This window comes from Rhodococcus spongiicola, from assembly GCF_004011835.1.
Lineage (GTDB): Bacteria > Actinomycetota > Actinomycetes > Mycobacteriales > Mycobacteriaceae > Prescottella > Prescottella spongiicola.
Map to the genome: position 1 here is coordinate 278654 of NZ_RKLN01000003.1, position 13617 is coordinate 292270.

12 protein-coding genes are annotated in these 13617 nt (G+C 67.6%); 7 read left to right on the forward strand and 5 right to left on the reverse strand.

Going from position 1 to position 13617, the window contains the following annotated elements:
* Position 1: 1 nt before the first annotated feature.
* The 3 genes from EF834_RS09365 to EF834_RS09375 all read right to left on the reverse strand — a co-directional run bounded on the left by EF834_RS09365 (position 2) and on the right by EF834_RS09375 (position 3566).
* On the reverse strand, positions 2–1126 hold the full coding sequence (locus EF834_RS09365) for an AAA family ATPase (protein ID WP_127946951.1): 1125 nt from the start codon (positions 1124–1126) through the stop codon (positions 2–4).
* Between the two features lie 97 nt (positions 1127–1223).
* Entirely contained in the window at positions 1224–2675 is a 1452-nt protein-coding gene (locus EF834_RS09370) for an NlpC/P60 family protein (RefSeq protein ID WP_408014490.1), read from the reverse strand.
* 318 nt (positions 2676–2993) lie between these two features.
* Positions 2994–3566, reverse strand: coding sequence for an Rv1476 family membrane protein (locus tag EF834_RS09375; protein ID WP_235871084.1), 573 nt, complete (start codon positions 3564–3566; stop codon positions 2994–2996).
* A gap of 355 nt (positions 3567–3921) precedes the next feature.
* Here EF834_RS09375 and acnA point away from each other — a divergent pair, with 355 nt between their 5' ends.
* On the forward strand, positions 3922–6723 hold the full coding sequence (gene acnA, locus EF834_RS09380) for an aconitate hydratase AcnA (protein WP_127946952.1): 2802 nt from the start codon (positions 3922–3924) through the stop codon (positions 6721–6723).
* A 118-nt stretch (positions 6724–6841) separates the two neighbouring features.
* Positions 6842–7408, forward strand: coding sequence for a TetR/AcrR family transcriptional regulator (locus tag EF834_RS09385; RefSeq protein ID WP_127946953.1), 567 nt, complete (start codon positions 6842–6844; stop codon positions 7406–7408).
* Between the two features lie 44 nt (positions 7409–7452).
* On the opposite strand, the gene EF834_RS09390 is transcribed toward EF834_RS09385, so the two are convergent.
* Both EF834_RS09390 and EF834_RS09395 read right to left on the reverse strand, forming a co-directional pair.
* A complete protein-coding gene (locus tag EF834_RS09390) occupies positions 7453–7674 on the reverse strand; it encodes a helix-turn-helix domain-containing protein (protein WP_127946954.1) in 222 nt (73 codons plus the stop codon).
* Positions 7675–7778: 104 nt separating this feature from the next.
* Complete coding sequence (locus EF834_RS09395; protein WP_127946955.1) at positions 7779–9410, reverse strand: ABC-F family ATP-binding cassette domain-containing protein; 1632 nt, start codon at positions 9408–9410, stop codon at positions 7779–7781.
* 161 nt (positions 9411–9571) lie between these two features.
* On the opposite strand from EF834_RS09395, the gene EF834_RS09400 reads away from it, so the two are divergent.
* The 5 genes from EF834_RS09400 to EF834_RS09420 all read left to right on the forward strand — a co-directional run bounded on the left by EF834_RS09400 (position 9572) and on the right by EF834_RS09420 (position 13554).
* Positions 9572–10342 (forward strand): SDR family oxidoreductase, encoded by a 771-nt coding sequence (locus tag EF834_RS09400; protein ID WP_127946956.1) that lies wholly within the window; start codon positions 9572–9574, stop codon positions 10340–10342.
* The gene (locus EF834_RS09405; RefSeq protein ID WP_127946957.1) at positions 10339–11484 is read left to right on the forward strand and encodes a lycopene cyclase family protein; all 1146 of its coding nucleotides are present in this window, start codon (positions 10339–10341) and stop codon (positions 11482–11484) included. Before EF834_RS09400 ends, EF834_RS09405 begins: the two co-directional genes overlap by 4 nt.
* 118 nt (positions 11485–11602) lie before the next feature.
* Positions 11603–11971: a hypothetical protein gene (locus tag EF834_RS09410; protein WP_235871085.1), complete on the forward strand. Its 369-nt coding sequence runs from the start codon at positions 11603–11605 to the stop codon at positions 11969–11971.
* A complete protein-coding gene (locus tag EF834_RS09415) occupies positions 11968–12555 on the forward strand; it encodes a DUF3558 domain-containing protein (RefSeq protein ID WP_127946958.1) in 588 nt (195 codons plus the stop codon). The genes EF834_RS09410 and EF834_RS09415 overlap by 4 nt, the downstream gene beginning before the upstream one ends.
* Positions 12556–12681: 126 nt before the next feature.
* Positions 12682–13554 carry a lycopene cyclase family protein gene (locus tag EF834_RS09420; RefSeq protein WP_127946959.1) on the forward strand — a complete coding sequence of 291 codons (873 nt, stop codon included), beginning with the start codon at positions 12682–12684 and terminating at the stop codon, positions 13552–13554.
* Positions 13555–13617 lie beyond the last annotated feature (63 nt).

Below are 13617 nucleotides of genomic sequence, written 5' to 3' on the forward strand. Positions count from 1 at the left end.
GTCACTGTTGCGGGGAGCCCGACGTTGCTGCGGGCATGGGGCCGGGATCGAACGTGGGCGCCATCGGCGCAGCCACCGGTTGCGCCCCGACCTGCGGCACCGCGACGGTCTGGAGCACCCGGTTGATGACAGCCTCGGGCGACACCTCGTCGGCGAGGGCGTCGTAGGACAGCACGAGGCGGTGCCGCAGCACGTCGGGGATGATCTCGAGCACGTCCTGCGGGACGACGTAGTCGCGGCCCCGAAGCAACGCGAGTGCACGCGCCGCCGAGATGATGCCGAGCGTCGCACGCGGCGATGCACCGTAGGCGATCCATCCCGCGGCGTCCTCGATCCCGAACTGGCGGGGTGTCCGCGTCGCGGTGATCACCCGCACCACGTAGTCCACCAGCGCATGATGGACGAACACATTGCTCGCGACCGACTGCAACCGGACGAGTTCCTGGGTGTCGAGAATCTGGTTCGGTTCCGGCGCCGCGATCCCCATCCGGTAGACGATCTCGCGCTCCTCCTCGACCGAGGGGTAGTCGACGAGCACCTTGAACAGGAAGCGGTCGCGCTGGGCTTCCGGCAGCGGGTACACCCCCTCGCTCTCGATCGGGTTCTGGGTGGCCATCACGAGGAAGGGTTCGGGCATCGAGTATGTCTTGCCGCCGATCGACACGTGCCGCTCTGCCATGACCTCGAGCAGTGCGGACTGCACCTTCGCGGGGGCACGGTTGATCTCGTCGGCGAGCAGGAAATTCGCCACGACCGGTCCGAGTTCGGTGTCGAACTCCTCACGTCCCTGCCGGTAGATGCGGGTACCGACCAGGTCGGTCGGGACGAGGTCGGGGGTGAACTGGACGCGGGAGAACGAACCTCCGACGACCTTCGCGAACGTCTCGACGGCGAGGGTTTTCGCAACACCGGGAACGCCCTCGAGCAGGACGTGCCCCTTTGCGAGCACTCCCACGAGCATGCGCTCGACCAAACGGTCCTGGCCTACGATCACACGCTTGACCTCGTAGATCGCCCGCTCGAGGGTGTGCACGTCCTGAGCGAGATCAGCCGCCGGTGACCCCGCACTGCCGTGCGCCGCCCCCTCCGAGCTGGATCCAGCCACAGCACCGTCACGTGAGGTCACCGAGAATCCCCGCTTCCAACTAGATCGATCGGATCGACTTGCCTGTCCGCTCAACTATCTCAGGAACCTGCACACCCCGGCACGCGGACGACGTGAGCTAGGACACCATACGAACAGCGTAGGGGGTCATCCCGTCCCATCGCACCGCGGAAACCCGGACAACCGTGCCCGACTGCAGCGCCTCGAGCATCTGTCCGCCCCCCAGGTACAGCGCGACATGTTTGCTCGCGTTGGGGCCGTAGAAGATCATGTCGCCGCGGCGCATCTGCGACGACGGCACCTGGGTACCCGCCGTGTACTGGTAGCCCGAATAATGCGGCAGCGAGATCCCAATGCCGGCGAATGCGTAGATCATCAGTCCGGAGCAGTCGAACCCGACCTTGTTGAAGTCTCCGAAACTGTCGGCGACGCCGCCGTCTCGGATGCCGAGCGTCGGGCCGTTGGCATTGCCGCCGCCCCACGCGTACTGCACGCCGAGCTGCGACATACCACGGTCGATCACGGTCTCGATCGCGTCACTTCCCGACACGGAGGGTGGCACCGGGCTCGGCGCCGGCTGGACGGGTGGCGTCCACCCGCCGGAATCCTCGTCGTCGAGTTGGGTGTGTGGTCGCTGGCCCTCGGCGAGTTGGGCTGCACGCTCCTGCGCGGCCCGGTCCTCCGCCACCCGGCCCGCTGCTTCCGCTGCCGCGGCGGCGGCAGCTGCTTCGGCGGCTTCCTCGGCCCTGCGCTGGTTGTCCCACGCGATGTAGGCGTCGCGTTGCCCCTGCAGCCCAGCGACGTTGTCGCGCGCAGCGGCAAGTTGCGCCTGCGCAGCGTCACGGGCGGCCTCCACCTCCGCCTTTCGGGACCCCTGTTCCTCCAAGGCAGCGCGAACGCCGGCAATCGCTTGCTCGGCCTCGACCTTCTTCGCATTCGCCGTGTCCTTGGCGGCGTCGGCACGCCGCTTGGCCTCGCGCGCGGCCGACTCCCGGTTGGCCTGCTCGGTTCGTGCCCGCTGCAGATTGTCCAGGACCGCCTTCTGACCGGCAGCCAGGCGGCGCATGATCAGTGCGCGCTCGAGGATGTCCTCGGGGCCCTCGGCCCCGAGGTATGACACCAGCGACGCGGCGTTGCGGCCCTTCGTGTAGCTCTCGACGGCATAGTTGGTGAGGCGGTCTTTTGCCTGCTCGATCCGGGCGTCCGCGTCTCGCATCGCCTGCCGACTCTGGTTCACGAGCTCTCCTGCGGCGTCGGCCTCGTCGCGCGCGGTTTGGAGGTCGACGAGCGCACGGTTGACGTCCTCGCGTTTGATCGCGACCTCGTCGTCGAGTCGAGCGAGTTCCTGATTGGCACTGGCCACCTGGTTGATCAGATCACTGACCTGCGCAACTCCGGCCGACACCTGGGCCTGTCCACTCTCGAGCTCGGCATCGGACGGATTGGGAGGTGGCGGCGGAACCGCAGGGGCGGCGCCGGGCATACCCGCAACGAGCGTGCCGGCGAGGCTGACACCGAGGAGGACCTTTGCCAGGTGTGACCGCGCGCGGGGGAAACCCGGACGTCGCACGCCTGCGCGTGAACCCCTTCGCCCCACAACACCCTCCCTACGGCTGCGACCGACGTCGGACGTCGGACCGATCCACGCGGGGTGGTACCACCAGCAATGCCACCGAGGATGGCGGGCAGATTCACATCACAGCGCAGCCGTCACATCACTTGTCATAGCAGCTCCTGCGACACTGTTTCCCCAAAAGTGTCATCGAAAACACTACGACATCTTGTGTCCCTCTGATGGACTCTTGTCACAAAGTAGGACGCGATTCGACCGCGGGGAACCGAGAGCGGTTCGTGGCCGCCAGGGCATCGAGAGGTGTGCGGATTCCGCTCAGTCGACCGAGGGGGCGCGTTCATCGCCGGGCCCGGCGCCCGGGTCGCCGGACCCGGAGTCGACGCCAGGCGTGGACGGCCCCCGGCGGACCTTGGCCACGTACGACACTCCAGCCACGAGGGCAACGACGAGCACCAACAGAGCAGTGATCAGCCCCCACGGCTCCTGTGGGGCGGTGATGTCGTCGAGGAAGTTGTTCGCCGACACGACGGCGTTGCCGGTGTAGGTGTGGTCCTGCGCGCCCTCGAGCACGACCCTGCTGATGGAGTCGCTGTAGGTGCCCGGTGCCGACGGACTGAGAACGAGGACCGTGCCGCCCTCGACCATGCCCACCTCGGTCGCCAGGTCACGCAACTGCTCGGGCCGGGCCGGATTTCGGTCGAGCACGACGACGCTCAGATCGATTCCGTGCTCCTGCGCGCGGGCGACCACGTCACGCAGGCCGGCGATGTCGGCATCAGGCGCCGAGACGCGGTCGGCCGCGAGGTCCGCGAGCACCGCGTCGACGGACACGTCGTCGGGGATCGTCGCAGCGAGCGGCAGTCGGGCGGGCGCGATGTGAGCAAGCATCTCTTATCCGGTGTCTGTCGGTATCGGGGTGGTCGGTATCGGTGGCTGTCGGAAATGCGCGGGTACAGCCTGAATCACAGTACGCGACGACTCGCCACCGCAGCGCCGCCCTCCGTTGCGCCCGTGCACCGACTGCGTGAGGATTGGGACGGCGCGAGCCGACCCGACAGTCGGCGACTCTGAGGGCCAGACCCCGCAGTCTCACAGGACAAGCGTACCGTTAGACTCGCCATCCAGAAGCCCGCGTAGCCGTCGGGTTCGGTCCGCCGACCGAACCGGGCACTGTTCGCGTGCCTCGCTTCAGCCGTCGTCACAGCCCCGTCGACGGCGAACCTCAAAGATGAGTGGAGCTGACGTGACCACCAGTATTGATTCGTTCGGCGCCAAGGGAACGCTAGAGGTCGGAGACAACTCGTACGAGATCTTCCGCCTCTCGGCCGTGCCCGGCACCGAGAAGCTGCCGTACGCGCTGAAGGTTCTCGCCGAGAACCTGCTGCGCACCGAGGACGGCGCCAACATCACCGCCGATCACATTCGGGCCATCGCGAACTGGGATCCCTCGGCCGAGCCGAGCGTCGAGATCCAGTTCACGCCTGCACGCGTGATCATGCAGGACTTCACCGGTGTCCCCTGTGTCGTCGACCTCGCGACCATGCGTGAGGCCGTCACCACGCTCGGCGGCGACCCGAACAAGGTCAACCCCCTCTCCCCCGCCGACATGGTCATCGACCACTCGGTGATCCTCGACGTCTTCGGTCGCGCCGACGCACTCGAGCGCAACGTCGACCTCGAGTACCAGCGCAACGGCGAGCGCTACCAGTTCCTTCGCTGGGGCCAGGGCGCGTTCGACGACTTCAAGGTCGTCCCCCCGGGCATGGGCATCGTCCACCAGGTCAACATCGAATACCTGGCACCCACGGTGATGACCCGCAACGGCCAGGCGTACCCCGACACCTGCGTCGGCACCGACTCGCACACCACGATGGTCAACGGCCTGGGTGTGCTGGGCTGGGGCGTCGGCGGCATCGAGGCCGAGGCCGCCATGCTCGGCCAGCCGGTCTCGATGCTGATCCCTCGCGTGGTCGGCTTCAAGCTGACCGGTGAGATCAAGCCGGGCGTGACCGCCACCGACGTCGTGCTCACCGTCACCGACATGCTGCGCAAGCACGGCGTGGTCGGCAAGTTCGTCGAGTTCTACGGCAACGGTGTCGCCGAGGTTCCGCTCGCCAACCGCGCCACGCTGGGCAACATGAGCCCCGAGTTCGGCTCGACCGCGGCGATCTTCCCGATTGACGGCGAGACGATCAACTACCTGCGTCTGACCGGCCGCAGCGACGAGCAGCTCGCGCTCGTCGAGGCGTACGCCAAGGAACAGGGCATGTGGCACGACGCGGACCACGAGCCCGCGTACTCCGAGTACCTCGAGCTGGATCTGGGCACCGTCGTGCCGTCGATCGCCGGCCCGAAGCGCCCGCAGGACCGCATCTTGCTGTCGGAGTCGAAGGACGCCTTCCGGCGCGACCTCGTCACCTACGTCACCAACGGTGCCGAGGCGGCGCACTCCGCGCTCGACGAGGCCGTCGAGGAGTCGTTCCCGGCGTCCGATCCGGTCGAACACTCGACCGCGCACGATGACGCCGCGGTTCCGTCTGCCGCGAACGGCACGAATGGCCGTCCGTCCAACCCGGTTCGCGTCCGTTCCGACGAGCGCGGCGACTTCGTACTCGACCACGGCGCCGTCGTGGTCGCGGGAATCACGTCCTGCACGAACACGTCGAACCCGTCGGTGATGCTCGGTGCCGCGCTGCTCGCCCGCAACGCGGTCGAGAAGGGCCTCGAGACCAAGCCGTGGGTCAAGACCAACATGGCCCCGGGTTCGCAGGTCGTCTCCGACTACTACGAGAAGGCCGGCCTGTGGCCGTACCTCGAGAAGCTCGGCTTCTACCTGGGCGGCTACGGTTGCACCACCTGCATCGGCAACACCGGCCCGCTGCCGGAAGAGATCTCGAAGGCCGTCAACGACAACGATCTGTCGGTCACCGCGGTCCTGTCGGGCAACCGCAACTTCGAGGGACGCATCTCCCCCGACGTCAAGATGAACTACCTGGCGTCCCCGCCGCTCGTCATCGCCTACGCGCTGGCCGGCACGATGGACTTCGACTTCGAGAACGACGCCCTGGGTCGGGACAAGGACGGCAACGAAGTCTTCCTGAAGGACATCTGGCCTTCGGCCCAGGAGATCGACGACACCATCAAGTCGGCGATCAGCGAAGACATGTTCCGCAAGTCCTACGCGGACGTCTTCAAGGGCGACCACCGCTGGCAGAACCTGGACACCCCGGAGGGCGACACCTTCGCGTGGGACGAGAACTCGACCTACGTCCGCAAGGCGCCGTACTTCGACGGCATGACCATGGAGCCCGCCCCGGTCACCGACGTCAAGGGGGCGCGTGTGCTGGCGCTGCTCGGCGACTCGGTCACCACCGACCACATCAGCCCGGCCGGCCCGATCAAGCCTGGCACCCCGGCTGCGCAGTACCTCGACTCTCACGGTGTCGAGCGCAAGGACTACAACTCCCTGGGCTCGCGCCGCGGCAACCACGAGGTGATGATTCGCGGCACGTTCGCGAACATCCGCCTGCAGAACCAGCTGCTGGACGGCGTCTCGGGTGGCTACACCCGCGACTTCACCCAGGAGGGAGCGCCTCAGGCGTTCATCTACGACGCGTCGCAGAACTACCAGAAGGCCGGCGTCCCGCTGGTCGTCCTGGGCGGCAAGGAGTACGGTTCCGGCTCGTCCCGCGACTGGGCCGCCAAGGGCACCCGCCTCCTCGGCGTCAAGGCCGTCATCACCGAGTCGTTCGAGCGCATCCACCGCTCGAACCTGATCGGCATGGGCGTCATCCCGCTGCAGTTCCCGGCCGGTGAGTCGGCTGCGTCGCTCGGCCTGGACGGCACCGAGGTCTTCGACATCGAGGGCATCGAGAAGCTGAACGAGGGCACCACGCCGAGTACGGTGCGTGTCACCGCGACCAAGGCCGACGGCAGTAAGGTCGAGTTCGACGCGGTCGTCCGCATCGACACCCCCGGTGAGGCGGACTACTACCGCAACGGCGGCATCCTGCAGTACGTGCTGCGCAACATGATCCGGGGCTAGTCACCCGATCGTGTGATCAGCGATCACCCAGTGCGTTGACGGCGGGCTCGGGACGTCGGTCTCGGGCCCGCCGTTGCGGTATCGGACGAAAGCGGTATCGGACGAAAGGATGTCGGCTGTGCCGAAGGTCAGTGAAGACCATCTCGCGGCGCGACGGAGTCAGATCCTCGACGGGGCTCGCCAGTGCTTCGCGCGGTACGGCTACGACGGCGCCACCGTGCGCCGACTCGAGGAGACCACCGGGCTCTCGCGTGGGGCGATCTTCCACCACTTCAAGGACAAGGACGGCTTGTTCCTAGCGCTCGCCCACGAGGACGCCAAGCGGATGGCCGACGTCGTCGCCGAGGGCGGTCTGGTCCAGGTGATGCGCGACATGCTGGCCTCGCCCGAGCAGTTCGACTGGCTCGGAACCCGCCTCGAGATCGCCCGGCGCCTGCGCACCGATCCCGAGTTCGCGCGTGACTGGACCCAGCGCAGCGTCGAACTCACCGAGGCCACGGTGCGCCGGCTCGAGCATCAGAAGTCCGCCGGACGGCTCCGCGAGGATCTGCCCACCGACGTCCTGCTGGACTACCTCGACCTCGTCCTCGACGGGCTCATCGCGCGCATCGCCTCCGGACACGGCGCGGAGAATCTAGCGGCCGTGCTCGATCTCGTGGAGGAATCGGTTCGACGGCGAGGGTGACCGCGCGTCGGATGCGGCGCGCGGCCAGTCGGCGTGCCCAGGACCTACCCCGTGGCTTTGCGCCTGTTGGGCCCACCCCGCCGCCGCAGGGTCACGTCGGCCTCGACGAGGACGTTGTGGATGAATCCGTACGAGCGGCCCGTTTGTTCGGCGAGCGTGCGGATGCTCGCGCCCGCTTCGTACTGTTCCTTCAAATCTTCGCGGAGCTTGTCACGCGATTCCCCGGTGATTCGGGCCCCCCTCGAGATCCCCGTGGTCTCCGCCATGGCGTCCTCCGGTCGGCTGAACGAGTCCCGCCCTCCAGGCTAGATCACCCACGGACAGGTCTTCAACACCACGGAAATCTTCCCTGCCAGCGGATTTGGACGATTTACGCGAGCTGGATCAGTTCGAGGTACTCCTGCGACCAATGGTCCTCTGTGCCGTCGGGCAGCAGGATCACGCGCTCCGGGTTCAGGGCCTCCGCGGCGCCCGGATCGTGCGTGACGAGAACGACCGCACCAGTGTAGCTGCGCAGCGCGTCGAGCACCTGCTCACGTGAGACGGGGTCCAGGTTGTTGGTCGGCTCGTCGAGCAGGAGCACATTCGCCGCCGACGACACCAGCCCGGCCAGCGCCAGGCGGGTCTTCTCGCCACCGGACAGTGTCCCGGCGGGCTGCTCGAGCTGCGGTCCGGTGAACATGAACGCGCCCAGCAGTCCTCGCAGGTCCTGCTCCCCCGCGTCCGGTGCCGCGTGCCGGATGTTCTCCCACACGGACGCATCGTCGTCGAGGGTGTCGTGCTCCTGCGCGAAGTAGCCGACCTTGAGACCATGGCCGGGCACCAACTCGCCCAGGTCGGGGGTCTCGACGCCCGCGAGTAGGCGCAGCAGCGTCGTCTTGCCCGCGCCGTTGAGCCCGAGGATGACCACACGCGAGCCGCGATCGATCGCGAGGTCGACACCGGTGAAGATCTCGAGTGATCCGTAGACCTTGGTGAGTTCCTTGGCCATCAGCGGGGTCTTGCCGCACGCAGCGGGCTCGGGGAACCGAATGTGCGCGACCTTGTCGGCGACTCGCACATCGTCGAGTTCGGCCATCAGCTTGTCGGCACGCTTGGCCATGTTCTGCGCTGCGGTCGCCTTGGTGGCCTTGGCGCCGAGCTTCGCGGCCTGGGCACGCAACGCGCCGGCCTTCTTCTCGGCGTTGGCTCGCTCCCGGCGACGGCGCGCCTCATCGGTGGCGCGGGCATCGAGGTACTTCTTCCAGCCCATGTTGTAGATGTCCGCCTCGCTGCGCACCGCATCGAGGAACCAGACCTTGTTGACGACGTCCCCGAGCAGGTCGACGTCGTGGCTGATGACGATCAACCCTCCGTCGTGGTTCTGCAGGAAGCCGCGCAGCCATGTGATGGAGTCGGCGTCGAGGTGGTTGGTGGGCTCGTCGAGCAGCAGGGTCGTGTTCGACTTGCCACCCGACCCATCAGACGCCGCGAAGAGGATGCGCGCCAGCTCGACGCGCCGGCGCTGCCCGCCCGACAGCGTCTTGAGCTGCTGGTTCAGAATCCGGTCCGGCAGGCCCAGGCTGTGGCAGATGCGGGCGGCCTCGGACTCGGCGACGTATCCGCCGAGCGCGGAGAAGCGTTCCTCGAGGTTGCCGAACTTTCGGACCGCCCGGTCACGCTGCGCATCGTCGACGGCCTCGGCCATGATGGCCTGTTGCTTCTCCATCCTCTGGAGGATCTCGTCGAGCCCGCGCGCCGAGAGCACCCGGTCCTTCGCGAGCACGTCGAGGTCACCCTCCTTGGGGTCCTGCGGCAGGTACCCGACGTCGCCGCTTCCGACGACGGCACCCGCGTAGGGCTCCGCCTCGCCCGCGAGAATCCGCAGGGTGGTCGTCTTGCCGGCACCGTTGCGCCCGACGAGGCCGATCCGATCACCCGCCTGCACTCGCAGCGCCGATCCAGGAGACGAAAGCAGCGTCCGGACACCGGCGCGAACTTCCAAGTCGGTGGCGGTAATCAAGAAAGACTCCTCGAACGAACAAGCAGTGGAACGGCTCGGGCGCGGCGGGCGCGATCCGCGGGCACCGCAGTGCCGGCGGCGAGCACACGAAAACTCGAGTCTAGCCTGGTCCTGACCCGCCGATGCGCACCGGTTAAGTGACTCCGCTAACGTTCGATGGCATGACTCGTGAGAAGGACCTGCAGGGACGCAACGCTCTCGTCACCGGCGCCAGCCGTGGCATCGGCAAGGGGATCGCAGCCGAACTCCTCGCCCGTGGAGCGAACGTCGTCGTCACCGCCCGCAAGCCCGATCCGCTCGACGAGGCCGCGAAGGAACTGCGTGCACTCGGACACGGCGGTCAGGTCATCGCGATGGCCGGCAACTCGGGTGACGCCGACGCCCGCCGCGATGCGGTCGCGCGGACGGTGTCCGAACTCGGCTCCCTCGACATTCTGATCAACAACACCGGCATCAACCCCGTTTTCGGGACACTGATCGAAGCCGACCTCGACGCTGTCCGCAAGATCTTCGACGTCAACGTCGTGGCGGCGCTCGGGTACGTGCAGGAGGCGTACCGGGCGTGGATGGGTGAACACGGCGGCTCCATCGTGAATCTGGCGAGTGTCGCGGGTATACGGTCGACGGGCGTCATCGCCGCGTACGGCGCATCGAAGGCCGCTCTCATCCGGCTCACCGAGGAACTCGCGTGGCAGCTGGGCCCGAACATCCGCGTCAATGCGGTTGCCCCGGGTGTGGTGAAGACCAAGTTCGCCGCGGCGCTGGTCGCCGCCGGAGAGGATCAGGCGTCGTCGATCTACCCGATGAAGCGACTGGGGACACCCGAGGACGTCGCAGGCCTGGTCGGATTCCTGGTCTCCGACGCCGCCGCGTGGATCACCGGTGAGACGGTCCGGGTGGACGGAGGACTGCTCGCGACGGGCTCGTTCTGAGCCTGAGGGCGGATGTCGCTGTCGTCGGGCTCGGTCCCGCCGGCCGCGCTCTCGCGCACCGCTCCGCCCGCGCTGGACTGAAGGTCGTCGGTGTCGATCCGAACCCCGACCGGCCGTGGGCGTCGACGTACGCGGCGTGGGTGGACGAACTACCCGGGTGGCTCGGCTCCGACGTGCTTCGGACGACGGCGCCCGATCCCCGCGTCTGGGCCGGGTGCGAAAGGATCGTCGATCGCCCCTACTGCGTGCTCGACAACTCCGCGCTGCACCGTCGACTCGACCTCGACGGCGTCCGCGTCATCCGGGGAGTCGCCACCGAGATCAGTTCAGGTGCCGCCGAGTTGCGCGACGGCTCCGAGATCCGCGCGGCCCGGGTGGTCGACGCCCGCGGGCTGCGCCCGGACCCGACGCTGGCCGAGCAGACCGCCTTCGGACTCGTGCTCCCCGCTGCGGCAGCGGACCCGGCCCTGGGCGGCGCCTCCTGTTGGTTCATGGACTGGCGCCGCGACAACGGCACCGCGCCTGGCGATCCGCCGTCGTTTCTGTACGCGGTGCCGCTGAGCGATGACACTGTCCTGGTCGAGGAAACCTGCCTCGTCGGCCGTCCCGGTCTACCCGTCAACGAACTCCGTGGGCGGCTCGACGCCCGCCTGGGCAACCGCGGGGTCGACCCGGCCGCGAACCTGGGGGTGGAGCGGGTCCGGTTCCCGGTGCAAGCCGAACGTTCCCGCTCCGACGGGTTCGCGTTCGGGGCGCGAGCAGGCCTGATCCACCCAGCCACGGGGTACAGCGTCGCGGCCTCGCTGGGAGCGGTCGACGACGTCGTCCAAGCTCTTGTCTCCGGCCAGGATCCCGCAAAGGCATTGTGGCCGTGGGACGCTCGCCTCGTCCAGTCGTTGCGGGAGGTCGGTCTAGCCGCACTTCTCCAGCTCGAACCCGCCCACACCGCCGAGTTCTTCGACGCCTTCTTCGCTTTGCCGATCGAGCGCCAGCGCGCGTATCTGTCCCGCCGCACCGACGCGGCCGGGACGATGCGCACGATGTGGGAGTTGTTCCGTACCGCGGCACGGCCCATCCGCCGAACGCTGGTGCGCGTCGGTGTTCGACGATCCGCAGCCTTGGGCTTCGTCGCGGGCAAGTGAAGCAGGAAACAAGCTCGGGGGCTTCCGATCTGGGGATCGAATTCGCGTTCGGCAGGCTCGGTCCGGGTGGGTCAAACCCTGCCCGCGGCTGGGAGGTTGTGGTCACGTAGCATCCCGCATGCGGCCGTGGACGTCACGGTGGTGGGTCACGGTCACGACGGGGGGATTGATGGGGCTGCACCTCGAACCGGAAGCCATCGAGCAGTGCGTGCGCATCTGCGATCGGATGCTCGACTCGCTCGACGACGCAATCAAAGAGGCGCAAGGTCTTCACAACGTCGGCGGTTTCGGTGATTTCCAGATCGCGCACCAACTCGCGGCCGGGTACACCCGCAAAGCAGAGACGGTCGACCAGCGGCTCAGGGACTATCGAGCCGTCATATTGGCCATGCGGGAGGCCTTCGCTGCCGGTGGCGAGGCGTTCGCCGACACCGACGGGCAGCTCGCCCGGGCGCTCGGCAGCCTCGACCAGGGAGTGGACCGATGATACTGCGACACGCGTCGGTCGCCGTGCCCCTGGTGCTCGCGTCGATCCTCACCGCCTGCGGGTCTCCCGCCGCCGCACCCGAGGCGGTGTCGGCATCGGACACTGTGTCACCGTCCCCGACCACCCGGGTGCCGCGCTACGTGGATCAGTCGGATCGGCCACTGGTGGTGTTCGATCCGTGTCTCGACATCCCGGACGAGGCACTGGTGGAGGCCGGCTACGACCCGGGGACCAAGGACGAAGATGTCGTCCGTGCGGACTACCACACCTTCCTAATCTGCAACTTCGACACCCCGCAACGCCAGTACGGGCTGGGTCTGTACTCGTCGAACATCACCTTCGCCGAGGAACAGGAGAAGGTGCAGGACTACTCCACACCGATCGAGTTCGACGGCCGCCGCGCCCTGCGCAAGATTCCATCCGAGGGTACTTGCGGCATCAGCATGGAAACCGGCTACGGCATCCTGATCGTCTCCCGCGTCTTCCTCCCCTCTCGGTCGGACCAGAACGTGGAAGAAGAGCAGTGCGTCGGGATCGAGGACACCGCTCGCATCATCTCCCGCTATCTGCCTGAGGGGACGTAGGGAGCAATAGTTGCGCGCCTGTATCCGGGCTCCGCGAGGTTATCGCACGCTCTCTACGTGGGGGACTGACTGACATGAGCAGTAAGGATCTAGCCGACATCTTCGCGGCGCCGTTAGGCGGCCAAGGTGCGATCGAACGCGAACGTTTGGACACCAGCATCGAGCAGATCGGCGACACCGTCGATCTGGAAGTCGTTGCGCGACGGCTCCGAGATCCTGGCGGCCCAGGTGGTCGACGCCCGCGGACTACGCCCGGACCCGACGCTGGCCGAGCAGACTGCCTTCGGACTCGTGCTGCCCACCGCCGCGGCGGACCCCGCCCTGGGCAGCGCCTCCTGTTGGTTCATGGACTGGCGCCGCGACAACGGCACCGCGCCTGGCGATCCGCCGTCGTTCCTGTATGCGGTGCCGCTGAGCGATGACGCCGTCCTGGTCGAGGAAACCTGCCTCGTCGGCCGTCCCGGTCTACCCGTCGACGAACTCCGAAGACGGCTCGACACCCGCCTGGCCAACCGCGGGGTCGACCCGGCCGCGAACCTCAGGGTGGAGCGGGTCCGGTTCCCGGTGCAAGCCGAACGTTCCCGCTCCGAGGGGTTCGCGTTCGGGGCGCGGGCGGGCCTGACCCACCCTGCCACCGGGTACAGCGTCGCGGCCTCCCTGGAAGCGGTCGACGACGTCGTCCGAGCCCTTGTCTCTGGCCGGGATCCCGCAAAGGCGTTGTGGCCGTGGAACGCTGGCCTAGTCCATTCATTGCGGGAGGTCGGGCTGTCCGCACTTCTCCAGCTCGATCCCGCCCACGCCGCGAGGTTCTTCGACGCTTTCTTCGCCTTGCCGGTGGAACGCCAGCGCGCGTATCTGTCTCGTCGCACCGACGCGTCCGGGACGATGCGCACGATGTGGGAGCTGTTCCGCACCTCGGACCCGGCCATCCGAAGAACGCTGGTACGCGCCGGCGTCCGACGGGTATCGCTCGGTCGAGACCCAGGATCTGCCGGATAAGGACGCCCTGCAACTGTCGCGGAATCGCTTGCTGCACAGCCTTTGAGCATCCGGAGGGATAGG

Coding starts and splice junctions, on each gene's coding strand:
- EF834_RS09375 (WP_235871084.1), bottom strand. CDS start 3,566: ATGCTTGCTCACATCGCGCCCGCCCGACTGCCGCTCGCTGCGACGATC.
- EF834_RS09390 (WP_127946954.1), bottom strand. CDS start 7,674: ATGGCGGAGACCACGGGGATCTCGAGGGGGGCCCGAATCACCGGGGAA.
- EF834_RS09400 (WP_127946956.1), top strand. CDS start 9,572: ATGACTCGTGAGAAGGACCTGCAGGGACGCAACGCTCTCGTCACCGGC.
- EF834_RS09410 (WP_235871085.1), top strand. CDS start 11,603: ATGCGGCCGTGGACGTCACGGTGGTGGGTCACGGTCACGACGGGGGGA.
- EF834_RS09415 (WP_127946958.1), top strand. CDS start 11,968: ATGATACTGCGACACGCGTCGGTCGCCGTGCCCCTGGTGCTCGCGTCG.